This is a genomic window from Roseovarius sp. MBR-154 (assembly GCF_053628595.1).
The window spans coordinates 1-23,580 of the sequence record NZ_JBRJGR010000029.1 but is presented as its reverse complement, the minus strand read 5'-3'; the positions used below and the strand labels follow the sequence as shown (position 1 = coordinate 23,580).

At 58.9% G+C, this 23,580-nt stretch carries 33 protein-coding genes; 8 read left to right on the top strand and 25 right to left on the bottom strand.

All coding sequences use genetic code 11. The features are described 5' to 3' along the window. Nucleotides 1–97 precede the first annotated feature (97 nt). Both ACSSV4_RS20875 and ACSSV4_RS20870 read left to right on the top strand, forming a co-directional pair. Complete coding sequence (locus ACSSV4_RS20875) at nucleotides 98–967, top strand: DUF305 domain-containing protein (protein WP_454277000.1); 870 nt, start codon at nucleotides 98–100, stop codon at nucleotides 965–967. 1 nt (nucleotide 968) lies between these two features. Beyond that, nucleotides 969–1,730 (top strand): MauE/DoxX family redox-associated membrane protein, encoded by a 762-nt coding sequence (locus tag ACSSV4_RS20870; protein WP_454276999.1) that lies wholly within the window; start codon nucleotides 969–971, stop codon nucleotides 1,728–1,730. Nucleotides 1,731–1,776: 46 nt separating this feature from the next. Here ACSSV4_RS20870 and ACSSV4_RS20865 read toward each other — a convergent pair whose 3' ends face one another. From ACSSV4_RS20865 to ACSSV4_RS20845, 5 genes are all read right to left on the bottom strand, one after another. Continuing rightward, on the bottom strand, nucleotides 1,777–2,532 hold the full coding sequence (locus ACSSV4_RS20865) for a copper-binding protein (RefSeq protein WP_454276998.1): 756 nt from the start codon (nucleotides 2,530–2,532) through the stop codon (nucleotides 1,777–1,779). A 46-nt stretch (nucleotides 2,533–2,578) separates the two neighbouring features. Next, nucleotides 2,579–3,937, bottom strand: a complete 1,359-nt coding sequence (locus ACSSV4_RS20860) for a multicopper oxidase family protein (protein ID WP_454276997.1) — start codon at nucleotides 3,935–3,937, stop codon at nucleotides 2,579–2,581. Nucleotides 3,938–3,949: 12 nt separating this feature from the next. Beyond that, a complete protein-coding gene (locus ACSSV4_RS20855; protein ID WP_151976553.1) occupies nucleotides 3,950–5,410 on the bottom strand; it encodes a TolC family protein in 1,461 nt (486 codons plus the stop codon). Further along, complete coding sequence (locus tag ACSSV4_RS20850; protein ID WP_151976555.1) at nucleotides 5,410–5,631, bottom strand: hypothetical protein; 222 nt, start codon at nucleotides 5,629–5,631, stop codon at nucleotides 5,410–5,412. The genes ACSSV4_RS20855 and ACSSV4_RS20850 overlap by 1 nt, the downstream gene beginning before the upstream one ends. A gap of 83 nt (nucleotides 5,632–5,714) precedes the next feature. Beyond that, entirely contained in the window at nucleotides 5,715–6,113 is a 399-nt protein-coding gene (locus tag ACSSV4_RS20845) for a hypothetical protein (protein ID WP_454276996.1), read from the bottom strand. Nucleotides 6,114–6,343: 230 nt separating this feature from the next. Here ACSSV4_RS20845 and ACSSV4_RS20840 point away from each other — a divergent pair, with 230 nt between their 5' ends. Next, nucleotides 6,344–6,613, top strand: a complete 270-nt coding sequence (locus ACSSV4_RS20840; protein WP_151976632.1) for a hypothetical protein — start codon at nucleotides 6,344–6,346, stop codon at nucleotides 6,611–6,613. A 39-nt stretch (nucleotides 6,614–6,652) separates the two neighbouring features. On the opposite strand, the gene ACSSV4_RS20835 is transcribed toward ACSSV4_RS20840, so the two are convergent. Both ACSSV4_RS20835 and ACSSV4_RS20830 read right to left on the bottom strand, forming a co-directional pair. Next, nucleotides 6,653–7,318 (bottom strand): L,D-transpeptidase, encoded by a 666-nt coding sequence (locus ACSSV4_RS20835; RefSeq protein WP_151976559.1) that lies wholly within the window; start codon nucleotides 7,316–7,318, stop codon nucleotides 6,653–6,655. Nucleotides 7,319–7,753: 435 nt separating this feature from the next. Further along, the gene (locus tag ACSSV4_RS20830) at nucleotides 7,754–8,101 is read right to left on the bottom strand and encodes an ArsR/SmtB family transcription factor (protein ID WP_425442834.1); all 348 of its coding nucleotides are present in this window, start codon (nucleotides 8,099–8,101) and stop codon (nucleotides 7,754–7,756) included. A gap of 59 nt (nucleotides 8,102–8,160) precedes the next feature. Between ACSSV4_RS20830 and ACSSV4_RS20825 the strand changes: the two genes are divergently transcribed. From ACSSV4_RS20825 to ACSSV4_RS20805, 5 genes are all read left to right on the top strand, one after another. After that, on the top strand, nucleotides 8,161–9,015 hold the full coding sequence (locus tag ACSSV4_RS20825; RefSeq protein ID WP_037275508.1) for a cation transporter: 855 nt from the start codon (nucleotides 8,161–8,163) through the stop codon (nucleotides 9,013–9,015). Then, the gene (lspA, locus tag ACSSV4_RS20820; RefSeq protein ID WP_009824417.1) at nucleotides 9,012–9,521 is read left to right on the top strand and encodes a signal peptidase II; all 510 of its coding nucleotides are present in this window, start codon (nucleotides 9,012–9,014) and stop codon (nucleotides 9,519–9,521) included. Before ACSSV4_RS20825 ends, lspA begins: the two co-directional genes overlap by 4 nt. Before the next feature lie 37 nt (nucleotides 9,522–9,558). Further along, on the top strand, nucleotides 9,559–10,080 hold the full coding sequence (locus tag ACSSV4_RS20815) for a TRAP transporter small permease subunit (protein ID WP_232279250.1): 522 nt from the start codon (nucleotides 9,559–9,561) through the stop codon (nucleotides 10,078–10,080). Next, nucleotides 10,031–11,443: a TRAP transporter large permease gene (locus tag ACSSV4_RS20810; RefSeq protein WP_235868762.1), complete on the top strand. Its 1,413-nt coding sequence runs from the start codon at nucleotides 10,031–10,033 to the stop codon at nucleotides 11,441–11,443. Before ACSSV4_RS20815 ends, ACSSV4_RS20810 begins: the two co-directional genes overlap by 50 nt. A gap of 128 nt (nucleotides 11,444–11,571) precedes the next feature. After that, nucleotides 11,572–12,819, top strand: a complete 1,248-nt coding sequence (locus tag ACSSV4_RS20805; RefSeq protein WP_074837409.1) for a cytochrome P450 — start codon at nucleotides 11,572–11,574, stop codon at nucleotides 12,817–12,819. Here ACSSV4_RS20805 and ACSSV4_RS20800 read toward each other — a convergent pair. The 18 genes from ACSSV4_RS20800 to ACSSV4_RS20715 all read right to left on the bottom strand — a co-directional run bounded on the left by ACSSV4_RS20800 (nucleotide 12,803) and on the right by ACSSV4_RS20715 (nucleotide 23,481). Next, nucleotides 12,803–13,462, bottom strand: coding sequence for a cation diffusion facilitator family transporter (locus ACSSV4_RS20800; RefSeq protein WP_274591175.1), 660 nt, complete (start codon nucleotides 13,460–13,462; stop codon nucleotides 12,803–12,805). The two genes, ACSSV4_RS20805 and ACSSV4_RS20800, sit on opposite strands and share 17 nt — an antisense overlap. A 113-nt stretch (nucleotides 13,463–13,575) precedes the next feature. Then, nucleotides 13,576–14,190, bottom strand: a complete 615-nt coding sequence (locus tag ACSSV4_RS20795; protein WP_274591174.1) for a class I SAM-dependent methyltransferase — start codon at nucleotides 14,188–14,190, stop codon at nucleotides 13,576–13,578. 6 nt (nucleotides 14,191–14,196) lie between these two features. Beyond that, a complete protein-coding gene (locus tag ACSSV4_RS20790; RefSeq protein ID WP_454276994.1) occupies nucleotides 14,197–14,931 on the bottom strand; it encodes a cytochrome c biogenesis CcdA family protein in 735 nt (244 codons plus the stop codon). Next, nucleotides 14,925–15,425, bottom strand: coding sequence for a hypothetical protein (locus ACSSV4_RS20785; RefSeq protein ID WP_454276993.1), 501 nt, complete (start codon nucleotides 15,423–15,425; stop codon nucleotides 14,925–14,927). The genes ACSSV4_RS20790 and ACSSV4_RS20785 overlap by 7 nt, the downstream gene beginning before the upstream one ends. Before the next feature lie 20 nt (nucleotides 15,426–15,445). Further along, the gene (locus tag ACSSV4_RS20780) at nucleotides 15,446–16,006 is read right to left on the bottom strand and encodes a cytochrome-c oxidase (RefSeq protein WP_274591171.1); all 561 of its coding nucleotides are present in this window, start codon (nucleotides 16,004–16,006) and stop codon (nucleotides 15,446–15,448) included. Next, nucleotides 16,003–16,446: a copper chaperone PCu(A)C gene (locus ACSSV4_RS20775; protein WP_274591170.1), complete on the bottom strand. Its 444-nt coding sequence runs from the start codon at nucleotides 16,444–16,446 to the stop codon at nucleotides 16,003–16,005. Before ACSSV4_RS20775 ends, ACSSV4_RS20780 begins: the two co-directional genes overlap by 4 nt. Nucleotides 16,447–16,463: 17 nt before the next feature. Next, nucleotides 16,464–17,105: an SCO family protein gene (locus ACSSV4_RS20770; RefSeq protein ID WP_274836597.1), complete on the bottom strand. Its 642-nt coding sequence runs from the start codon at nucleotides 17,103–17,105 to the stop codon at nucleotides 16,464–16,466. Next, nucleotides 17,095–17,850, bottom strand: coding sequence for a DsbA family protein (locus ACSSV4_RS20765; RefSeq protein WP_274591168.1), 756 nt, complete (start codon nucleotides 17,848–17,850; stop codon nucleotides 17,095–17,097). The genes ACSSV4_RS20770 and ACSSV4_RS20765 overlap by 11 nt, the downstream gene beginning before the upstream one ends. Nucleotides 17,851–17,901: 51 nt before the next feature. Continuing rightward, nucleotides 17,902–18,183 carry a hypothetical protein gene (locus ACSSV4_RS20760; protein ID WP_274591167.1) on the bottom strand — a complete coding sequence of 94 codons (282 nt, stop codon included), beginning with the start codon at nucleotides 18,181–18,183 and terminating at the stop codon, nucleotides 17,902–17,904. 35 nt (nucleotides 18,184–18,218) lie between these two features. After that, nucleotides 18,219–18,404 carry a hypothetical protein gene (locus tag ACSSV4_RS20755; RefSeq protein WP_454276992.1) on the bottom strand — a complete coding sequence of 62 codons (186 nt, stop codon included), beginning with the start codon at nucleotides 18,402–18,404 and terminating at the stop codon, nucleotides 18,219–18,221. 90 nt (nucleotides 18,405–18,494) lie between these two features. Beyond that, complete coding sequence (locus ACSSV4_RS20750; RefSeq protein WP_048535527.1) at nucleotides 18,495–19,019, bottom strand: TlpA family protein disulfide reductase; 525 nt, start codon at nucleotides 19,017–19,019, stop codon at nucleotides 18,495–18,497. Next, nucleotides 19,016–19,588 (bottom strand): DsbE family thiol:disulfide interchange protein, encoded by a 573-nt coding sequence (locus ACSSV4_RS20745; RefSeq protein WP_048535528.1) that lies wholly within the window; start codon nucleotides 19,586–19,588, stop codon nucleotides 19,016–19,018. The genes ACSSV4_RS20750 and ACSSV4_RS20745 overlap by 4 nt, the downstream gene beginning before the upstream one ends. Next, a complete protein-coding gene (locus ACSSV4_RS20740) occupies nucleotides 19,585–20,070 on the bottom strand; it encodes a c-type cytochrome (protein ID WP_454276991.1) in 486 nt (161 codons plus the stop codon). The genes ACSSV4_RS20745 and ACSSV4_RS20740 overlap by 4 nt, the downstream gene beginning before the upstream one ends. After that, nucleotides 20,067–20,195 (bottom strand): hypothetical protein, encoded by a 129-nt coding sequence (locus ACSSV4_RS20735; protein ID WP_454276990.1) that lies wholly within the window; start codon nucleotides 20,193–20,195, stop codon nucleotides 20,067–20,069. The genes ACSSV4_RS20740 and ACSSV4_RS20735 overlap by 4 nt, the downstream gene beginning before the upstream one ends. 4 nt (nucleotides 20,196–20,199) lie before the next feature. Then, nucleotides 20,200–20,697, bottom strand: coding sequence for a DUF411 domain-containing protein (locus ACSSV4_RS20730; protein WP_454276988.1), 498 nt, complete (start codon nucleotides 20,695–20,697; stop codon nucleotides 20,200–20,202). A gap of 14 nt (nucleotides 20,698–20,711) precedes the next feature. Beyond that, on the bottom strand, nucleotides 20,712–21,635 hold the full coding sequence (locus tag ACSSV4_RS20725) for a WD40/YVTN/BNR-like repeat-containing protein (RefSeq protein WP_454276987.1): 924 nt from the start codon (nucleotides 21,633–21,635) through the stop codon (nucleotides 20,712–20,714). Continuing rightward, nucleotides 21,635–22,357: a c-type cytochrome gene (locus ACSSV4_RS20720; protein ID WP_454276985.1), complete on the bottom strand. Its 723-nt coding sequence runs from the start codon at nucleotides 22,355–22,357 to the stop codon at nucleotides 21,635–21,637. The genes ACSSV4_RS20725 and ACSSV4_RS20720 overlap by 1 nt, the downstream gene beginning before the upstream one ends. 20 nt (nucleotides 22,358–22,377) lie before the next feature. Continuing rightward, on the bottom strand, nucleotides 22,378–23,481 hold the full coding sequence (locus ACSSV4_RS20715; RefSeq protein ID WP_454277006.1) for a multicopper oxidase family protein: 1,104 nt from the start codon (nucleotides 23,479–23,481) through the stop codon (nucleotides 22,378–22,380). Between the last annotated feature and the right edge of the window lie 99 nt (nucleotides 23,482–23,580).

Here is a 23,580-nt window from a genome sequence, read left to right as displayed (position 1 = left end):
GAAAAATTGGAACATTCCAGCGCTGGAAGGTCGTTGGCTTGCTAGAAAGCCGTGGATTTATCGTGTTGGGCGACGGTCAAAGCAAAAGGAGTATGACATGTCATATTGGAGATTTGCCGCAATGATCGCGACCTCCACGGTTGTGATGTTCGGGCTGATGTATCTGAACACTTATTTGATTTCGCATATATTCTGGTCTGAAACACGGGCCTACATGGCGCTTCTGATGGGTGCGGCTATGGCGATCATCATGCTGAGCTTCATGCTCTCAATGTATTCCAGCAAGGCGATCAATACCGCGATCTTCGCAGGTGCTGCCATCGCATTCGCCGGGTCTCTCTGGCTGGTGCGCAGCCAGGCCACGGTCGGGGACACTAGCTTCATGCGCGCAATGATCCCACACCATTCGATCGCGATCATGACGTCGAGCAGGGCCAACATATCCGACCCCCGTGTACGTAAGCTGGCGGACGAGATCATCTATGCGCAAGACAAGGAAATCGCCGAGATGCGCTATCTCGTCAACGAGATCGAGGCATCGGGTGACGCGTCTGAGCCCGAGAAGCCCGCAAGCCCCCGCATCGTTAGCATCGACGAGGCCCTGTCGACCGCGAACATACCTATGCTCGACCCCGGTTTCCTGACCGAGGACGAGATCAGGCAGCTGTTGCCGGAAGGCGTGGCCTGCACCTTTAACTACACTACCGGCAGTCCGGCTTCTTTGGCCTTGGGCGAAGTGGATGGCGACACCGTCGGTCTCGTGAAGCTGAGTGGTGATCTTGTCCGCATCGACCAGAATGCGCCCGGTGAACTGATCACCAAAGGCTTGGCGCTCCGTCTCGCTACCGCCGAGGAGGGTGAGGCACTTGAAGCCGCCGGGACCGAACCGGTCGAGGCAACAATGACGCTGGAGCTTGATGCCGGTCTCTCCGCCGGATACCGCGGCTTCTACAATTGCGGAGCCTGACATGAACGAGCAAGCAAACACAGAAACGGCGACGCTCTATCGCATGGTTATGTCGGGCCACCTCTGCCCTTACGGCCTGAAGTCCAAAGATTTTCTGGAAAGGCAGGGCTACGAGGTCGAGGACAACCACCTGACCACCCGCGAGGAAACGGATGCCTTCATGGAAAGGCATGGCGTCGAGACCACGCCGCAAATCTGGATCGGAGAGGAACGGGTCGGAGGCTACGACGAATTGCGAGAGCATTTCGGCAAGGAGGCGCAGGATCCGGATAAAACCAGCTACCAGCCCGTGATCGCCATCTTCGTGGTCGCGTTCTTGATGGCCCTTGGGCTAAGCTGGGCGATGTTCGGCTCGATCGTGACGCTGCGGAGCGCAGAATGGTTCATCGCGATCTCGATGTGCTTCTTGGCGGTCCAGAAGCTTCAGGATGTCGAGAGCTTCTCGACCATGTTCCTGAACTACGACCTACTGGCCCGCCGCTGGGTCCGTTACGGGTATCTCTACCCGTTTGGGGAAGCCTTTGCTGGTATCCTCATGCTTGCCGGTGTGCTCACTTGGCTTTCGGCACCGGTCGCGCTGTTCATCGGAACGGTGGGCGCGGTCAGCGTTTTCAAGGCGGTCTATGTCGATAAGCGCGAGCTTAAATGCGCCTGCGTCGGCGGCAACAGCAACGTGCCGCTCGGCTTCATCTCGCTGACCGAGAACCTGATGATGATGCTCATGGGCATCTGGATGCCAATCAAGGCCTTCGCGCTCGGGTAATAGCAGCGTTCGGGTGGCTACAGCGCCACCCGAACGTTTAGATGCGCTATCTCATCTGAGTTACGGTGAGCTTTCCCTTCACCGGCTCGGCGACGAACTCGATATCCTGACCTTCGGACATGCGCGCGATCATCTCAGGGTTGGCACGAAACACCATCGTCATCGAGGGCATGTCGAGGTTGACCAGCGGCCCGTGGCTGATGGTCACCTTTCCGCCGTCGGCATCGACCTTCTTGATAGTCCCTTGGGTGTATTCGATCTCGGCCTGTGCCTGGATCACTTCCTCTTGGGCGGACGTTTCACTCACGGTGATCGGGCCATGCATGCCGGATTCATAATGTCCCGGGATCAGGCACGCGAATTCGAATGTGCCCGCCTTTGAGAAGGTCCAGATGACCTCCCCGGATTTACCCTCGTCGAGGCGTACGGAGTTGGGATCGTCGTGTTCCATATCCATGGCCGCCATCATTTCCTTGTGCTTGGCGTTGCCCTCGACATCATCGATCACGAACTCATGCTCGATCTCGCCCATATTCCTGACGTTGAAGCGGATCGTCTCACCCCTCTCGAATTCGAAACTAGCGGGTTCGAAGATCATTGCGCCTTCGTCGGTCTCGCGCATGGTCACGTCGATGGTACGGGTCACGCCCTCCGCATTGCCTGGCGTGCCTGCCGCCATTTCGGCGTGACCGTGACCCACTTCCGCCTTGTCATGGCCGTGACCACCCGAATGGGTGCCAGCCGCGAAGGCTGGAGTTGTCATGGCGAAGGCCATCGCTGTTGTCAGAAGAATGTTTTTCATTGTTTTTTCCTGTGGTTTTGGTTGATTTGGGAAACGAAGGGTTGTCTTAGCCCTTCGAAGTCGTTTTCGGCGTCAGGATGGTTCTGGGACTATTGTTGGTCGCAAACTCCGGCAACTCCCCGGTCCATTCATATGCCTGTTCGCCGGGGGGGTTCTCGTACCAGCCCGGATCGGAATAGTCGTCTGTGCCAATGCCTTCGCGGACCTTTACGACCGAGAACATGCCGCCCATCTCGAGCGGGCCATGCGGACCCCAGCCATTCATCATCGGGATGGTGTTATCTGGCAGTTCCATGGTCATCTTGCCCATGTCTCCCATGCCCGCAGTGCCCATCGGCATGTATTCCGGCTGAAACTGGCGGATCTTCTGGGTTAGCGGCCCCTTGTTCACGCCAATGAACGTGGGCACGTCATGGCCCATCGCGTTCATCGTGTGATGCGACTTGTGGCAGTGGATCGCCCAATCGCCCAGGTGGTCCGCCACGAATTCGTAAGCCCGCATCGCGCCAACGGGGATGTCGATGGACACTTCCGGCCATTGCGCCGATTCTGGCACCCACCCGCCATCGGTGCAGGTCACCTTGAAGTCATAGCCGTGCATGTGAATAGGGTGGTTGGTCATCGTGAGGTTTCCTACCCGCACACGAACCTTGTCGCCCCGGTTGACCACCAGCGGATCGATATCCGGAAAGATCCGGCTGTTCCAGGTCCAAAGGTTGAAATCCGTCATTGTCATGATGCGCGGCACGTATGTCCCTGGATCGATGTCGAAGGCGTTCAGCATGATCAGGAAATCGCGGTCCACTGGCATGAACGTTGGGTCCTTGGGGTGTACGACGAACATACCCATCATGCCCATTGCCATCTGTGTCATCTCATCGGCATGCGGGTGGTACATGAAGGTGCCCGACTTGATCAGATCGAACTCGTAGACGAAGGTCTTGCCGGGTTTGATGCCCGGATGGCTCAGTCCAACAACACCGTCCATACCAGACGGAAGGATCAAGCCGTGCCAATGGACCGAGGTCGCCTCCGGCAGCTTGTTGGTCACGTAGATCCGCACCCTGTCGCCTTCGACGGCCTCAATCGTCGGCCCCGTGGATTGACCGTTGTACCCCCAAAGGTGCGCGATCATCCCGTCGGCAAGCTCGCGCTCGACGGGTTCGGCCACGAGGTGGAACTCCTTCACGCCGCCATTCATGCGGTGCGGCAGGGTCCAGCCGTTGAGCGTCACGACGGGATTGTAATCCGGACCGGCCGAGGGCCGCAGAGTAATCGCTGTCGCGGCACTGTCCATTTGGGCCGCTTCTGGCAAACCCATGTTTGTGGTCTTGCCCCAAGCTTGAGAGGAGACGAGCGCCGCTCCGGCGGCGCCGGCCCCAAGTAATTGACGTCTATTGATCATGTCATATTCCTTTCAGTGTCCTGCGCCGCCACCGGCGGCAAGTGATACGCCCTCTCCATCGCCCATTCCGCCTGCGCCACCGCCATAGATGGCGGCAGTCAAGTTCGCCTGGGCCAGGTAGAAGTCGCGCTTGGCATTGGCCGCCTCGAGCGAGGATCCAAGTTTTTCGCGCACATCCGTGAGCAATTCGAATGTATTGGTAATCATGCCGTTATAGGATAGCAGTCCCTCTTCTTCGACGGTCTTGCGCAGCGGCACCAGAACGTCGCGATAGTGACGCGCAATCTTGTAAGATGCGTGATAAGCGGTCTCAGCTGAACGTGCTTCGGACCGCACGTTGACTGCGCGTTCAGCCAGAACATTTGCCGCCTGAAGATACATCAGCTCGGCTTTGCGCATCCGCGCCTTGCCGGTGTCATAAATCGGGATGGCGAACTCCAGCTCAATCTGCGGGGTAGTCTCAGTTTCTAGGTTACCGTCTTCTCTTTCCCGCTCTGCTTCGAAACCAGCGATGAGTTCGAGATCGGTCACAAGCCGCGTTTGATCGGTCAACCCGAACGCCGCCGCCTGCGCTTCAAGCCCCAATTTCGCGACCCGCAGGTCGAACCGGTTTCGAAGGGCTTTGGCTTCCAGGTTGGTGATTGGTCCAACCGACCGTGGCAGGGTCGGCAGGACATCGGGCACGAAATAATTCACTTCGGTGCCCCACAACCCCATCAGCCGAGTCAACTCTTCCTTTGCTAAGGCAGCGTTGAGGCGCGCTTGTGCCAGTTGCCCGGCCAATTCGGCGTTGAATGCCTGTTCACGGGCTTGCCCGGCCTTGTTAAGCGCACCGGTCTCGCCCAACCGGGCCGCAAGTTCTGACCCGGCGTCCGATGTGGCCTTGGCACGCTTGAGATACGTGACGGTTTCGAACGCAGCCACGGCGTTGATCCACGCGGTTCGGGTCTGGTTGGCAAGTGCGAGCGTGTCGTTCACCGCGCTCATCTGAGCTGTCCGAAAATTGACGTCGGCCAGCGCGACGCGTTGCTTGCGCGTTTGTGCGTCTAGGATGTTCGCGCGAAACAACCCTTCGATCGCCCGATAGGCCCCCAATTCCGCCGCCCCGATACCCAATACTCCGATCGATACGACCGGGTTTTCCGGCGTCGCCTCCTGCCAGGCCTCGGCTGCCGAGAGCCCGACATCGGCATAGGACGCTTGCAACCCTTTGTTGTTCAAGAGCGCGACCTGCACCGCGGTGTCTGCAGAAATCGTCCGTTGATGGACCATCGCATGAACCTGCTTTTTCAGTTCCGCGTTCTCCGCTTGGGTCTGCGCGAAAGTCGTTCTTTTGCCGATCGCTGCTGCAGTCTGGCTTGACACGTTTGCAAACCCTGCCTTCTGATCCGTGTAGGCATCTGGAATAGCCGTGGCGCACGCTGCCAGTGTCAGTGGCAGGCCAAGCGCGAGTGAAAGTCTCGTCATTACCATCAGTTTGCCTCCGATTGCTCTTCGTTGACCTCGCGCCAGTCGCGCGGGCCAGTTGGGCCGCGATACGTGTATCCGGCCAGAGGATTGCTGTAAGACAATGGAGATGAGATGGTGCCATTGACCGTATCCTGTTGGCTGGCAACGTTCGGAAGCGGCGTGGGCTCAGAGGCGCACGCCCCAAGCAGGAGCGCAGCAGCGCCCATAGAGATATGAATTTTCATTGTTTTGGACCTGACTTATTGATCAATTCGAGCATGCAGTACAGGCACACTCAGATGATCCGCATCACGGATCAGCGACTAAGTCAGACTCGTGGAGGGCGTTGTGGGCTGTCCGGGTCGAACGATACGATCAGGCGGTCGATAGCCGCATAACGCGCGTTTGGTTCGTCACGCGACCTGATCACGTCACTTGCATCAAGAACACCCGAAAAGCATAAGCCGCTACAGCACTGAATACCGCCATGTTCGTCATCCGCGTTGGCAACCCCTCCGCTTTCATCGCAATGAGTTGCAATGGAATGATCATGGCCAATACCGCTTAAGTCAGACATTGTTTCGGTGGTATGCTCTGTGCCAATCGGCTCACCATGTCCGCCCATCTGAGCATGTAGCGCAGACGGCGGAACTGTAGCCAATGCAAGTACACAGATGATGCCGAGCATCATCTGACGCAGCCTTGAAATGGTGAGCGCGATCCTCATGATAAATTAAATGTAGCATGGAAACCCTTCTGTCAACGTTTCCATCCTTTGAAAACTGTTCACTCTTATTAGTTCTTGTTTGCTTAATGCTGAGTTTGGCGTATAGCCGCTGCAATCCCATGAAGCCAACTCCGCCGTGTTTTGGCGATACGCCCAGCTCGGCTTTCGGCAATCTGAACCGCGCCGCCACGTCCGAAAACGCGGCTGACCTGCCAGAGAGTGCGATAGATATGCATCAAAAATATGTGGCGATCATGGTTGCAACACTGGCCCTGGCTGGCTGCGCGGTGCCTCTGACGAAAAACAACGATCCGACGAGGATCGGCAATGTTCCAGAAGCTGTCGCCGACCTTGCCGCGCCTGATCAGGATCTCACCACGGCGCGACTTCGCCCCGAGGATGGATGTTATTGGTATGAGCACAGTGGCCCGGTGGAAACGACCTTGGTGCCGTTGCGATCGACAGGGGGCAGCCCCATCTGCGTCGCGCGCCAAACCTGATTGGCTCGTTCGAGCGTCAGACTGACGACGAGGCTTGGATCAACTCTGCGGGGTCACGCTGTCTTCGGCCGAATACAGGAACGCAGTCGAGCCAATCTCCACATTCGGGTAAAGATCGTTTATGTGCGCCATGACCATCCGGACGCAACCGGAACTTGCTCGGCCGCCGATGCTTCGCGGCTGCGGAGTGCCATGGATCCGTAAATAAGTGTCCCGGTCCCCAACATAGAGATAAAGCGCCCGTGACCCGAGCGCGTTCTCAGGTCCGGGTTCCATACCGTCAGCGATGTCGGCGTAGAGCTCCGGGTCGCGGTCAATCATGTTCTGTGTTGGCTGCCAATGTGGCCACCTGACCTTGCGCTTGATCGTGTAGACGCCCGGCTCATAAAGTCTGCCACGAGCGATCGCTACGCCGTAGCGCATCGCAGTGCCACCACCCTCGATATGGTACAGATAGCGTGCGACGGCGTCCACGTGGACGTCGCCGGGAATAAGCCCATCTTTAGTTATAACCCGCTGCGGCAGAAAGCGCGGGTGCAGGCCCCACGGGTTTGATGTGGCTGGGTTATAGCCCGGCGGTGTAATCTGTGCATCCCAAGCCGCCTTTTCCGCTTCAGTGGGCCAGGTGTCAGCGAGGAGCGGACTCGAGATAGACGCCGAGAACAATGCGGCAGTCGTCTGGATGAAGTGTCGTCTTGTCAGCATATAGATTGCTCCGTTCACGCATTGGACGGCAAACCGAACCTTACCCCGAACGCAGTGTTGTTCGCCCGGGAAAGAGTGAGGCGTTATTGGCAACTTGCTCCATGGTGCCGTTCTATGTCGGTGGCTTAACTCCTAAAGCTACTAGAGGTTCAAGAGAAATTTTGATGCCAGACGATCTCGGTAATACTTCGGGCCCGTTCGTTTCTTTATCAGTCTAAGCGCTGTCACGATCTGTGGGGTGAAACCAGGCTACTGCCACGATGCCGGGCCTCGTCTTGATCTTCGCTTCAATTGTGATCCTTAACTCGCTATGCCGAGCAGTTAAATTGAGCGCTTTCAATAATGGGTCTTTTCAACACGTTTGGCAGCAAGCCCCATATAAAATTTTGCCTCACGCGGAAGTGGTCGTGATGACGTGCATTGGGATATTATCGTTCACGCTTCGCGATAATTGTCACAAGCCCCAACACCTTCTGCGACCACATCAAGCAGGGCGTCTACATCATTTAAAAGAGCTGCTATGCGCGGACTGCTGATCCGGTAGCGAATGAAGCGCCCATCGCGGTCGCTGGCGACAAGTCCGCAATCCAGAAGGCATCGCAAATGATTTGACACGTTGGGCTGCGATAGCCCTGTGCGTTTGACGATCTCGTGAACAACCAACGGTCCTTCACACAGCACGCCCAGTATCGCCAGTCGGCTCGGGTCGGCAAGACCGCGAAAGAGCTTTGCCCTACGCTCGATGCCAGCGGCCGCAGCATTGCGGTCGGCGAAGACTTGCATCATATCACTCCTTGCTGATATGTTTGAACTTGATCCACTTTAGCAGGAGTATTGCACCGATGGCCAACACCGAAAGCACCGGATCGACAGCAGATACGTCGCCCGTCCGTTACCGGGTTTCCGGAATGGATTGCGCAAAGGATGCCGCCCAGATCGAGCGGGCGGCGCAGTCTGCGGGTGTCGCGCCCGACGCAGTGAAAGTATCAGCGGCGACCCATATCATGACTCTGAAAGTCCCTGAAGCAAGCCTGCCGGAGATTGAAAAAGCCGTTGAGACAACGGGATATGGGTTCGACCGCATCGAGAGCGACGAGGACCTTCAGCAAAGTGCGGCCCATCAGGACCCGGGCTACCGCCGCGCGCTCTGGATCGTCGTGATTCTAAATGTCGGTTACGGCGTTCTGGAAATGATTGGTGGGTTTATTGCCGGGTCACAGGCGGTGAAGGCCGACGCGCTGGATTTCATCGGCGATGGCGCGATCACTTTCTTGGGGCTTCTTGCCATCGGATGGAGCCTTCTCTGGCGGGCACGCTCTGCCCTGATCCAGGGCATCTTTCTCGGCCTGCTTGGCCTTGGGGTCTTTAGCACGACCATCATAAGGGCATTCGAGCCGACAACCCCAGACGCCACATTGATGGGGATTCTGGGCCTGATTGCTCTTGTGATAAATGTCATCTCCGTGCTGCCGTTGTTGCGGTACCGCAAGGGCGATGCGAACATGCGCGCTGTCTGGCTTTTCTCGCGTAACGACGCCATCGGCAACGCCGCAGTCGTTATCGCCGCTGGGCTAGTGGTTTGGCTGGGCAGCGCTTGGCCCGATCTTATCGTCGCGTTCGGGATCGCCGGACTGTTCCTGCACTCGTCATGGGCGATCATCCGCGACGCGCGGGCCGATCTGAAGGCGGTGGCATGAACAGCCGCGTTCTCGGTGGGCTTTGCGCCATCGCCGCGTTTGGTGTTGATCAGGGCACCAAGGCTCTTGCCCTGAACTCCCCGGCGCTTGAGAACGGGGTCGAGGTTCTGCCCTTTCTCAACCTCGTGCGGGTTTTGAACGATGGGGTCAGCTTCGGTATGCTCGGCGGGGTCGTACCCTGGTGGGGTCTGGTCGCACTTGCTGCCGTGGTCGTGGCATGGCTGCTGATCTGGCTATGGAAGGCTCCGGACGGGCTGACAGGTGCGGCGCTCGGTCTGATCATCGGAGGCGCGCTTGGCAATATCCTTGACCGTCTGCGCTATCAGGCCGTCCCTGACTTTCTCGACTTCCATTACGGGTCATACCACTGGCCGTCCTTCAACTTGGCTGACGTGGCGATCTTTTGTGGGGCAGCATTGCTGTTCTGGGACAGCTTTCGCACCTCGAAAGTCAGGCCGGAAAATCGGGAACAAGACAATCGCAAGGGAGATGTCACGGGGGGATAACAGCTAACAGGCAAAGAACTTTGGGAGGGAATTCGGCTTGAGATTTTTGGATTGGATTGACCGTGGCATTCGCGGCATCGGCGTCGTGACTGCGTGGCTGACAGTTGTTTCGATTGCTGCTTATGGCGCGCTTCAGATGCTGGATCGCAAGCTACAACTTGGCGTGTCGAGCTATTTGCCGGACCTGTCCACGTCACTGCTGTTCATCCTAATTTTCTTGACCTTTGGGTATACCTATCTGCGCGACGGTCACGTGCGCGTTGATGTTCTTCGCAGACATTGGTCCGCCCGCCGCATTGCTTGGATCGAACTGATTGGCGGCCTTTTTGTCCTTCTGCCGCTCGCCGCCATCCTGACCTACTACGGATGGGACGGTCTGATGCGCACCACGAAATACGCGGAAACCCAGTTGTGGGCACAACGCATTGCCGGGGTCATCGGCCCCATCCTGCTGGCTCTTGCCGGGATGATCGTAGCCCTTCGCAACATCGCCTTTCTGACAGGGAGACGTGCGCAAGGTGCACCGGAACAAGCAAGCGGCCTGCACAATGGTGAATGAGGTCCTCACGGTTGCCATGCTTGTCGTGATGGCGATTGGGGTTTTCAGTGGCTTTCCGGTGGCGCTGGTGCTCGCGGGGACAGGCTTCTTGGGGTTTGTCGCTGCGGTTTGGGTGGGGATCACTGATTTTCAGCATCTGGGGCTGATCTACCTGAGGGCCCGTGGTGTACTGACCAATGAATCAGTCCAATTCACCAGCGTTCCAATGTTGATTTTTCTTGGCCTGATCCTGAATGCCAGCGGGATTGCCGAAACCATGTTTCGCTTGCTGGGGCGTCTTCTGACAGGCGTTCCCGGTCGCTACGCCATTGCGACTTTGCTGATCGGCCTCGTTCTTGCGCCCGCCGCCGGGGTGATCGGTGCTTCCGTCATAACTGTGGCGTTGGTGGCCTATGCCCCGATGATGGCGTCGGGCTACGCACCGCGAACCGCAGGAGGCGCTGTCGCAGCTTCTGGAGCATTGGGTGTCGTGTTCCCGCCAGCCGTGATGCTGTTCTTCATCTCGAACGTGTTCTATCTGCGCATCGGATTGATGTATGTGGCCCTCATCGTACCTGTGCTTCTGATGGTCATGGCCTTCGCGGTCTACTTTGCGGTCACCTTGAGAAAAACGGTCGAAATCCCGCTGGACACACCCAAGACCAATCTTGTGTCAGACCTCTTGTTTGTACTCGCGTCTGTCGCGGTCATCGCATCCATTCCGCTCAGCATCATTCTGGGCTTTGCGACACTAACAGAGGCGGCTGGAGTAGGGGTTTTTGGCGCGCTATTGGTCGCGCTGGCGCGAAAGCGCTTGTCTTTCTCATCGTTGAACTCTGTCACGGTGCAGACAAGCACGATGACGTCGATGGTCTACTTCATCGTATTGGGCGCATCGGTATTCTCGCTTAGTTTCCACCTGGTCGGTGGACCGGACGTCATCTTCGAGTGGATATCCGCATTCGATCTCACCCGGTGGGAACTGTTGGCGATCCTCCTTGGCGTGATCATCATACTTGGGTTTGTTTTTGACTGGATCGAGGTGCTGCTGGTCTTTGTACCAGTGTTGATGCCGATCTTTTCGGAACTCGACTTCGCAGATCACGTCGGCTCTGCCTACTTTGCGCAAATCTGGATCGCTGGCCTGATAGCACTGGCCTTGCAGACGTCTTTTCTGACGCCTCCCTTCGGCTATGCCCTATTCTTTGCCAAGATGGCGGCACCTAAGGGTATCAACCTTTCCGATATCTATCGCGGCGCGGTACCGCTTGTCGCCATCGAGATCGTATTGATCGCAGCCCTGATCTCGTTCCCTCAGCTTATCACTTGGTTGCCTGAAATGTCCCTTGGGGATGTGGATGCGCCGCAGCTAATCCAGCGGTGAAAGATGTTTTGAGCGCGGATGCAGTGATTTCCTTCGAAGCGGCACTGCTCTTTCGGGGCCACTTCCGCACCGCGAACAGAAAGGCTGAACGGGGCCTGAGCACGGGAAAGCAAACAGGAGGATAACGAATGTCCAGCATACCATCCGCAGAGGGCTTTGACAGCACACTCACCCTGCTGCGAAATCCGTATGGATTCATCTCTCAGACCTGCCGCGCGCTCGACACAGATCTGTTTGAAACCCGCATCCTCCTTCAAAAGACGATCTGCATGACCGGGTCGGCGGCTGCGGAAGTATTCTATTCCGACGATAAGCTGATCCGCGCGGGCTCGATGCCAGGCCGCATACAGAAGACCCTGTTGGGTGAAGGCGGCATTCAGGGATTGGACGGCGCTGCCCACCAGCACCGCAAGAAGATGTTCATGTCGCTGATGGGGACCGAGCATATAGCCGCGCTTCAGGGAATGTCGCTTCACATGCTAGACAATTATGCACCGGATTGGGAGGCGAGGAACGAAGTCGTTTTCTACGACAAAGTGCGCGAAATGCTCACGAGAGCCGTTTGCGCCTGGTGTGGGGTTCCGCTTCCCGAGGCGGAGGTGGCGACCCGAACGGCGCAACTTACAGCGCTTTTTGAGGACGCCGGGGCCATCGGCCCGAAACATTGGGCTGCACGTCTGGCGCGCCACCGCCTGGAAAAATGGGCAGCGGGGATGATTCAACAGGTCCGCGATGGCGAGCTTCAGCCGACGCAGGAAAGCGCCCTTCATGTCATCGCGACGTGGCGTGATCTTGACGGCGCGATACTGCCCCCGAAAGTCGCCGCCGTGGAGTTGTTGAACGTCTTGCGCCCGACCGTGGCGGTGTCCGTTTTCATTGTTCAGACGGCCCACGCCTTGCACCGGTATCCGGAATGGCAGGAAAAACTACGGAACGACGAAGGACTGCTCGAACCCTTCGTGCAGGAGGTTCGCCGCCTCTATCCGTTCTTCCCTGCGGTGGCGGCACGGGTAGTAAGCGCTTTCGAGTGGCAAGGGTATCGCTTTCCGGAAGGTTGCAGGGTCTTGCTCGACCTCTATGGCACGAACACCGATCCGCGTTCATGGGATGCGCCGCTTGAGTTCCGCCCCGAACGGTTTCGGAGCCGCGCCGAAAACCAATATGACTTCGTTCCACAGGGCGGCGGCGACCACTACACGAACCACCGCTGTCCGGGCGAGTGGATCGCGATCAGCCAGATGAAGGCGTTTTGCAGATATCTTGTGAACGACGTCAAATACGATGTGCAGGATCAGGATTTGGAGCTGGGCACGGGAGAGCTGCCACCCCTACCCGAGAACCGGTTCATCATGCGCAACGTCAGGCGTCGGCGGTAGCTTCGGCCTCGTCCGGATCGACCGACCGCGCATCCTTGGTGGCTTCGAACGCCTCCCACGCGACGTAGGGCACGATCAGAAGCGCCGCGACCGGATCGGCCCACCACCAGCCCATCCATTGCGTTAGACCGATTCCGGCCAACACCACAACGGTCTGGTATTCGCAGATCAGGGTATCCTTGGCATCGTATTTCAGCGCAGGTGAATCGAGCCGCTTGCCGTAGCGATACTTGCCCCAGGCCAACAGCGGATTGACCACCAAAGAGACAAACAGGATCGCGATCCCCCACCAGTTGAAGCCCGGTGCCTCCTGCGAGATGAAGGCGGACACCGCCTCGTAGAGGATCGCGGCGACGACGATCCAGAAAGCACAGGCGACCACAAAGAGCGCGACCTTCTTGCGATGCAGGACCGTGCGCTTGTCGCCACCGTCCTTCTCGCCCTTCAAGCGCCAGATCAGCGTCCCGGCTGAGGTGGCTTCGACCGTGCTGTCGAGGCCCCAACTCACCAATGCCGCGCTGCCGGTCAGAAGTCCCACTGTGACGGAAACAACAACCTCGATGAGGTTGTAGACAAGGCTCGCGATCTCGACGCGGATGCCGCGGGTCAGATTGGTTTGTCTATCGTTCTTCTGCTTGCTCATAACATATCGTTAACGCGGAACTCGCTGCTAAAGTTCGAGGCGAGTATTGGTTACTTTGCCATCAGTAATTCGACGCAAATCGAAAGCCGAAGTCGTTCTGATTCTATGCTGTCTCAGTAGAGGCGAGCCTGTCCCTCATACATGAAAACAAAGGGTTTCGGACCTTTCGCGTAGCCGGTGTCGAGCCGCTCCATGCGGAAGCCGTTCTGCTCGACCAGAGTGTCTGTCTGGCGGTCAAGGTGACAGTTTCCGGCACAATGCTTCCAGGCAGGCGTGAGCCAGCGCTGCCAACGCTGGACACCGGGTTCGGGCGCTGTTCCATGCTCGACGAAGCGGAAGGCGCCATCCGGCTTGAGAACGCGCCGGATCTCGGCCAGCACCTTCTCCGGTTCCGACACGCTGCAGAGCGTCCAGGTGGCAATCACGCAGTCAACGCTGCGATTTTCCAGCGGCAATGCTTCGGCCACGCCCTCGATCATCTCCGTTGTCGGCGTCAAGCCCTGAGAAGCCTGCGCGGCCCGATGAAGGAGTTCCGGCGACGGGTCCACACCGACGATCTGATCCACGGCGTCGGGGTAGAGCGCGAGGTTCAGGCCCGAGCCGATCCCGATCTCCAGCACGCGTCCCTTCGCACCTGAAACCGCGCGGTGCCGGTAGGGAAGAAGCTGGTCCTGACGCATGGCGAGATGCGTGAGGCCAGGAAGGATATGGTTTTCGTAGAACCGCATGAGCTGTTATCCGATTCGTCCAAGAACCGGAAATGCATCGAGCATCCAGTATGACAGCGCGCTCAACTGTCCAGTCATCATCGCCACGCCCATAAGGATCATCACGACGCCTGCAATCTGGTGGAGGCGGCGGCCAACCCGGCCGATGGCCCGGAGGCGGCCCGCGATCTGATCGGTGAATCCGGCCACGATCAGAAACGGTATCCCGAGACCTGCGGAATAGACGGCAAGCAGCATGACGCCTTCGCCCATCGTGGCGCTCGCCGCACTGGCTGTCAGGATTGCGCCGAGGATCGGGCCGATACACGGCGTCCAACCGAAACCGAAAGCAAGACCGAGGACATAGGACGCAGCGGGTTGGCCCCCGGGGATGTTGAGATTGAACCGGAAGTCGCGTTCCATCATTGAAACACGCGCGGCTCCTATCATGAAGAGCCCGAAGACAATGATGATGCCGCCTCCAACGAGGTTGAGTTCATACCGCCACCGAAGCAGGGCCTGACCCAATGCTGTCGCGGATGCGCCAAGCCCCATGAAGATGGTGGAGAAGCCGAGGACAAAACACAGACTCAGCCAGACCGCGCGCGACGGCGAGGCCGCAGCCGCCCCGCCTTCAGCGGCTGTGCGCCCGGCCACGTAGGAGACATAACCTGGCACAAGAGGCAGCACGCAGGGGGACAGAAACGATATCGTACCGGCCAGGAGCGCGGCGGTGAGGCCCAGAAGCGAGATATCTACCATGAACCACGTTCACCCCTGAATAGCTTGCGCAAGGGCACTCTTGTGGCAGCCCAATATGCCAGGGTCGGGACGATGATCCATTGCAGCAGGGGCGTGAGACCGGCATCGATGACGGGGACCACCGGCATGATATCGCGATACGCCCAGGCCGCCCGGATCACGATGTTCAGCCACTCGCTGAAGATCGTGTAGGAGACGCCCAGGGCCACGGTCAGAAGCAGGACGCGCCCTGCGCGCTCCGACGGCCACGATTGCCCCCCGACGAGAAACAGGGCGAGCAAGAGCGTGCTCATGGCGATCAGCAGGTCTCCGCCTGTGCAATGCACGACCGCGAAAGCTATTTCTCCCCAGGTGCCTTCGACCCAGATCGTGTAGAGCGGGATATGTGCCATTTCCCAGATCAGATGACCGACAGCGGTATAAACAATGTATCGGCGGATGACGGAGAGCCACCCGGTGTCGTTCATCTCAGTGGTTTCGGTATTCGCTGTCATGCCGGGGGTCCGTTCTTCGATTAATGTGCGTTTGTCAGGCCGTTGACGTATAGGATCATGTTGATGTGCCGGAAAGCGGAACCCGCAAAGACCCCGGAATGGCGGTTGCCGCGCGCGATAACATGCACAAGCGGAGCCTCGGGATCGTCTGGCGCGATCGCGCGATACTGATCGATCAGATTCTCTATCGGCTCTTGTGCGCGAGCAATGACCACGTTCTCGGCAATCGGTCCGGGAACCGGATCACTGGCGTCGGTCACCACAAGGAATGTCACCATGTCCAGCATGGGAGATGCATTCACTCCGCCCCTCACCTTTTCAAGAAGTGCCTGCTGATCAGCACAGGGCAACCCGCAGTTGGACGGGACGAAACTAAGAACGACGACCTGATCGGAGAGGCTTTCCAAGTCCAACGGTTCTCGGTCAGGGCCGAGCAGATCCAACGCAGGAAGTTCGTTGAGGTCAACGGCAGTGAAAGCAAGTTCTTTCTGTGCCATCACCTCGTCAAGACGGTCGCCAGGATGATCTGCGTAGGCCGGGAGGCCCGCGACGAGGGCTATCAGCAGGAGTATGTATTTCATGACTGTTCCTCCTGCGGTCCCATTGCGCCCGGCCCGAGAACCGGGACGTTGACTTCCATTCGGGCACCCGATGCGAATGTCAGGATCAACGGCAAGTCGGTGCCTTCTTCGAGTTTTTCCGACAGGCCCATCAGCATCAGATGCATGCTGCCGGGCGCGAGGGTCACTGGTTCTCCTGAGGGCAGATCCAAGGCGTCGATCTTGACCATTCGGCTAACGCCATCGTCGCCGGTCTCGACGGCGTGAATGGTGACGTTCCCAGCGACTGGCGTCGTGATTGCGACCAGTTGATCACTCTGGTCGCTCGTGAGCGTGAGATAGGCCGCAGCCGGACGGGAGGCGAGGATGCTCGCGCGGGCCCAACCGTCTGATATCGTTACATTGGCCGAAGCGAAGAACGGCCAGAGAGTTAGCGCAATTGCAAGTATCGTAATTTTCATTTGGTAAGTTCCATTGTTTATAGTTTTTTGCGGATTTCCTGCGCCAGCGCCTCGGGCGGTTGGCCGCCTTCCTGATAGACCGCCTCAAATTCGCCACCGGGCCACATGAGGTATATGTGCCCGGCATGCGCCATGAAATAATCGTCCGGCGCGCTGTCGTCCTCGGTCCGCTTGTACCATGTGCGGAAATTTCTGGTGGCCTCGGCAACCTGCGCTTCGGTTCCGGTCAGGCCGATCAGGCTCGGATGAAAGACTGATACATATTCCGCCATGGCCGGCACTGTGTCGCGTTCCGGATCGACCGTGATGAAGATCGGCGCCACTTGGTCCGCATCTTTGCCGAGCAGGTCCAGCACGCTGGCCATATATGCCAGTGTCGTCGGGCAAACATCGGGGCAGTTGGTGAAACCGAAGAAAACAAGCTGCCAGCGGTCGGCGTAGTCAGCCTGTGTCACCTCTTGTCCGGTGTGATCTATCAGTGAAAATTCGGATCGAATATCCGCCTCACCCGAATAGCGGACGGCCTTCGATCGGTTGCCAAGATAGTTATCCAAAGCCCAAAAGATCGCTAGCCCAGCGAGCGCAGCAGTTATCGTGCCCCACAATATGGTTCTCAGGAGCCGCGCTTTTGGAGGGGTATCACGAGGTTCAATCGACATCTCCGGCCTCCGAAATCAAAGCCTGAAGATCGGCCTTTTCCAACAATCCAGGAACAAGCGCCTCCCCGATCAGGAACGTCGGCGTGCCGGATATTCCAAGCTGCCGTGCGAGATCGTGAGACTTTGCGATATGGGCATCGACTTCAGGCGCGTCCATATCTGCCTGCAACTGGTCGTAGTCCAGCCCTGCCTGCTCAGCGGCCCTTCTTATAAAGACAGCATTGGCGCGCGGCTGCGCCATCAGGGCATCGTGGAAGGCCACGAATCCGTTCTGTTTTATCGCGGCCAGCGAGGCCCGAGCCGCTAGTCCAGAGTCTGGCCCGAGAATCGGCCATTCCCGCATGATGATGCGCAAGGCCGGGTTCTCCTCTATCAATTCGAAAAGGACCGGGGCCGCGCGTCGGCAATAGGGGCAGTTGTAGTCGAAGAATTCGACAAGCACGATGTCGCCATCAGGATTGCCCATCGCGCCGGTGTTTGCGTCCGCAAGCAGGAGTTCACCCACGCGCTGAAGCGCAGCCCGTTGTTCGGCCTGGGCTTGTGCCTGAGCCTCTTCCTGGAAAGTCAGGAGCGTATCCATCAGAACTTCGGGGTTCTCTCGAATGGTTTGCAGGATCAAGGCTTTGATGGCCTCTTGCTCAACCTGATCGAGCGGCGTCGATTGCTGGGCCAACGAAATCGTGGACGTGGAAATCAGCGCCCAGAGGAAGACCGCAAACACGCGAAGGGCAGTCTTGAGTATCATCTATTTTTCCCTGTCAAATCGCCGGGGGCCTTGGCCCCCGGCGATGATTGATCAGCCCTTGTCGGTCGAAGGGGTGGTTTCATCCTCGGAGTTGTTCATGGCCTCCATCATCTCGGTGCAGGCCTCCATCATCGGGCCCATTTTCTGCATCATCCTCATCATGGGCATCATGCCGTCCATGCCGGACATGTCGCCGTCCATCATGTTGCCGGCCATTCCGGTCTCACCGTCCATCATCTGGTCAGACGAACCGGTGTTGTCCTGGGCGAATACACCGGTGGCCAAAAGCGTGGATACGGCAGTCGCCATGCTCAGTTTCTTGATAAGTGTCATCAGTTTCTCCTTAAGGTTTCTTGAGGTTTTCGGGTTCAGTCCCTCGGCAGGCCCGGCTCTGCGGCCGCGCTCTTGTTGTCGCATGATTTCGATTTGCACATTGCACAGGCACCCAGCCCGCACATAACGGCGCAGGGTGCCAGCGCCGGGATGAGCGGCGCGGCCCCGATGGCCGTGACCCAGCCCCAATTCAGGTAAAGCCCGGCGCCGATGATCGCCATTGACGCAAGAATTAGGCTGCGCTTTCCCAATTGCGGCCGCCACGGGCGTGCCTCCGGATTTTCAGTGTGAGATGAAGTTTCAGACATTGGTTATTCACTCCTTTCGTTGATGATGGTCTGGATCTGGGCCATGACCTCGGGACTGTCCCATTCAGCCGGCCCGACAAGCCTGCCGCGCTCGAAACCGTCGCGGTCGATCAGGATCGTGGTGGGAAGGCCCAGAGCGCCGAAGGCAAGCATCGCTCGTGTGCTGTCGGCGAGATACATGTCGAGATGGCGGATGCCGATTTCTTCGTAGAAGCTTCGAACGACCCTCATACCGGCGCGGTCGATTGACAGTGGCAGGACATGAAAATCGTCACCGCCCAGCTTTTCCTGCAAAGCGTCGAGCGTTGGCATTTCTTCACGGCAGGGAACACACCAGGTCGCCCAGATGTTCAGTAGGACCACTCTGCCCCGGAAATCCGCCAACGTCAGATCGCGCCCCGCCCCGTCCACGAAGGGCGGCGACAACATCTCTCGCGGCTTTTCGTGAAGCGGCATCAATGGTCTGGCTTGAACCGGCCCCGCGACGCCGATCGCTGCCATGCCAGCCAACAATTCGCGTCGTTTCATGATCCCGCTCCTTCCTGAAGGCGCCGCACAACGGGAAGGATGTCTTCCTCCAGGGAGCGGCGGTTGAAGGGGCCGATATGCTTGTAAGCAATCCGCCCCTCGGCATCGATCACGAAGGTCTCCGGCAAGCCGTAGACGCCCCAGTCTATGGACACGCGCCCGTTCCGGTCCGCACCGATCCGGGTATAGGGGTCACCAAGCTCGGAGAGAAAGCCCAAGGCTTCCTCGGGGCGGTCCTTGTAGTTAATGCCGAAAATCGCAACTTCGTCCCGCGCGGCGAGCTCGTTCAGCAAGGGCATCTCGACCCGGCACGGCACGCACCAGGACGCCCATACGTTGACGATGGACACCTGCCCTTTCAGGTCGGCGGTCGACAGGCCATCGGCTCGTCCTTCTATCGGCGGCAAGTCGAACTCGGGGACTGCCTTGCCGATAAGGGTCGATGGCAGACGATCATCGTTGTTGAAGAGGCCCCAATAGAAGGCTCCGCCGACAAGGGCGAAGATCGCGACCGGCACCAGAGCCAAAATCCGACCTTTCCGGCGGCGTGGTTCTTCGGTCGCACTCATGGGGCACCCCTGTCGTTTGCGGTGACTTCCGCCTGGAATTGGCGCTGACGGTCCGGCCAGGTGCTCTTGATGTAGGAAAGCACATCGGCAATCTCATCGTCGGTCAGGATGCCCTCGAACGCCGGCATGTCGCTTTCGTAGGAGGGCACGACGGCGCCGACGCCACCCTTGGTGACGGCGAACAGGTTCCGGTCCGAGTGGTGCCAGGTATGGCCGGTTTCGTCATGTGGCGGCGCGGGCATGCGCCCGTTGTCCAGACGCCGCCGCCAGTCCGGCTGGCCTTCGAGGTTTGCACCGTGACAGGATGCGCAATTCTCCGCATAGAGCGCCTCCCCTGCTGCGATGTCCGCAGCGGTCACGGGCTCCCCGAGAAAGGACAGCCCGTCTTCCGGACCCTCGTCGGCTTTCGACTGCGCAAGGACGGCAACGCCGATCGCGGCCAACGCGGCGACGGCGACACCAATTTTTGCGGCACGTCTCATGTCGAACTCCTGAGGTATTTCACGAGTGCGACGACGCTGAGCACCAGAACCGCGACGACGAGCAGGAGCAAAAGCCCTCCGCCGAACATCATCACCCCCATCATCGGGCCGGTCATCATGTCCATGCAGTTACTCATCGGAGTAGACCGCGACGCCGTCCGGGCCGAAGGCGTAGGTCTTGAGCGTGCCGGTTTTCTCGCGTGCCATGCCGGGCGCATTGCGCGGCATGCCCGGCAATGTAATCCCGGTGATCTCCGGCTGTTCGGTCACCAGCCGTTCCATGATTTCGACGGGCACCAGTCCGCTGACAAAATACCGGTCTATCTTGGCCAGATGACAGCCCAGCCCCTGTTCGGGGACACCGACTGAAATCGAGGTCTTGTCGAAGTCCCGGTCGTCGATGCGCTTTACGGTATAGCCGTTTTCCTCCAGATAATCGGCATAGGCATCGCAGCAGCCACAGTTCGGATCGCGCCACATCGTAACCTGCTTCGGTCCGTCCGCCACGCCAGAGGTTGTTGGACTGGACGTGTCTTCGGTGTCTTGCGCCGAGGTCAGCGTTGTGAACGCGAACGCTCCACCGACACCGAATATGCCGAGCGAAGCCAAGATATATCTTCTATTCATATGCGTCTCCATCATCAGGCTGCCGTCACAGCGGCCCAGGTAGCGCCACCGTCGCGGCTGAGTTTCAGGGTGCCATCGAGCACGGCGGCCACGTGATTTTCGTCCCCTGGGTGGACCGCGATGGCAGAGCCCTGCCCGTTCGCCGTCTGCGTCCAGACCACGCCGCCGTCCTGCGACGTCCACACCCCCGAAGGCAGCGCCGCGTAAAGTATCGACGGCGTGGAAGGTGCACTCGCCAAAGACAGGACCGGCTCGTTCGCCGGCAGTGGTGCCTCTGCAGGCGGTGCATCGCCCGCCACCAGAGCGTCCATTGCATTGCCCGGCTGAACGTCCTGCCAGCGACAGAAACAGTCCGGAACGCGGGTTAGGCCTTTCTCGGTTCCGGCATAGATCCATATCCCGCCCATCCCGGTTTCGAGATCGACCGATGCCAGCGTCAGGGGGTCGCGTTCGGCCTCGTCGAGCCAGGGCCGGTCCATCGCAAGCGCCCAGGTTGCGCCTGCATCCTCGGTTTTCCAAAGCCCGTCACCAGGAATGGCCGCATAGACCAGATCCGGATCGCGCGCGCCAATTGCGAGAGCACGGACTTCGCCGGTTGGAAGGCCGGTCGTTCTATTACGCCACGTCTCACCACCGTCATTAGAAACCGCGACGCCGTTCTCTGCCAATCCGGCAACCAACAATCCAGGGCGGTCTCGGTGGGTGGCAAGAGAGAGGATGCGTCCTGGCGACACCAGATCGGTCCAGCGGTTGTCTCCTCCACCGCGGGCGACAAAGCTCCGCCCCACCGAAATCAGCCTGTCGCCATCGAAGGCTAGAGCCCGGATGTCGGCGCGTGCCCCGCCAGCGATCCCAATTGTCGGCAGGGTCGCGACGGCAGCACCACCGAACGTCGCAAGAAGGAAAGCGCGGCGGCTTGGTCCTGTAGTGAACGACATCACTGGTTCTCCTCATTTGAAGGTCCCGAAGAGCAGTCTTCGATGACGAGTTTTTTCAGGTCGGCAAGACCAGCAAAAATCACCGTGAATCTGTCACCCTGCATGCCCGCGCGCAGAATCACGCCCACGCCCGCCTCGGGTCCGGTATCCTCACTGTCCACTTTTAGGCGGACGTTTTTTTCCCAAAGCTTAGTTTGATGGCCATCGGCAGTCTCGAGCAAGAAGGTGTCCGAGCAGTGTCGAACGCCAACCACGCGCGCATAATCAGGTGCGCCGATCAAAGGTTGAGGTGCCTGGGCGCGCAGATAACTTGCAGGGATCAGGCCATCATCAACCAGAGTTTCAACTCCGCCTGGCGATCCCGCTTGCTGTAGAAACGCAATGAGATCGGCACGCGCAGCAGGTTCTGGTATCCCGCCGAATGACATCGTCGTGCCTTCGATCATCGACGCAGGTGATTCCAACCAGGCGTCAAGAGATAAGGCGTCCCAAAGAAATCCTGCGTCCTGAAGGCCGGTCGAGTAGCGCGTATATCCAGAAACGCTGCCTGCCGGACGATTCCATACTTCGGCCAGGCTAGGACCGCTCAGATGCAGACCAGGCTCCAGAGCATGGCAGGCCACGCACGCACGGTAGATTTGCACACCCCTTTCGAGGTCACCCTCAGCCAGCACGGCATGAGGACCAGCAATTGCTCCTATCACCAAGATATTTCTAAACATTGCTCGCATCATCGATCCTTTCACGCGACACGAATTACGCCCATCATTCCCGCAGCCTGGTGCTCGAGAATGTGGCAGTGGAACATCCAGTCGCCGGGATTATCGGCGACGAATGCTATCTCGACCCGCTCGCGAGGCGCCATCAGCACTGTGTCTTGCCACTCCTGATGTGCAGTCTTTACGCCATCTCGTTTTACGACCCGGAAGGAATGGCCGTGAAAGTGGATGGGGTGGTGAAATGCGGTCGCGTTGGTCATGGCCAGGACATGACTCGCGCCGCGTTCCAGCGTCAGAAACGGGTCCAGCACATGCCCCTCGGCGGCCTTTCCGTTGACAAACCAGATACCGCGCCCGTCATGCATCATGCCCATCATGCCGCCGCCCATCATGCCACCACTCGCCGCGAGGCCCATTTCCCGCTCCACCATCATGCCCATCATGCCACCGGTGAACGTCACTTCGTGCCGCTGCGCGGAACTCAGGTTGGGTTCGGGAATGGCATTGGCAGGCAACGTGATCGGCCAGTCGGGCGCGGCCTCGCGCAGGGCGGCGTCGGCGTAGGAGAAATCGAGTATGCGGAAATCGTTCCCGCGATAGGCCCGGTCGACAAGCTGGGATTGCGCACCTGGCTCACCGATGCAATCCAGGATTAAGTCGGCGCGCATTGCGGGTCCAAGAACGACAACACCGCCCGGCGGGTCATGTGGCGTGACGGGTTGGCCGTCGAGCGCGATGATACGCGGTGTATGGTCCCCGAAATCGAGCGCGAAGATCCGGGCATTCGCGGCGTTGATCAGGCGGAGGCGGATCCGTTCCCCTGATGCCACGGCGAATGTCTCCGGCACACGACCGTTGATCGTCACGGTGTTGCCGAGGCGGCCCGCGTGACTCACGTCATGGGCATTGCCGAAATCGTCCGAAATCGATGCGTCCTCGGCCAGACGCCAGTCGTCCAGGACCCAGGTAACTTCGCGGTCGACACGAGGGGGATTGGCCTCCTCGATGATGAGGGGACCGTAGAGACCGCGCCCGACCTGCTCGAAACTGCGCTGGTGCGGATGATACCAGAAGGTGCCTGCATCGACTGCATCGAATTCGTAGACGAACCTGTCGCCTGGGGCGATCGGCGTGAGAACGGCGGTGCAAAATTAGACCACGGTAGCGCCGTCGTATTGGCGGTGCGGGCGGCGTAAAAGTCGTCCACTTTTTCCCTTCTTGCGGCA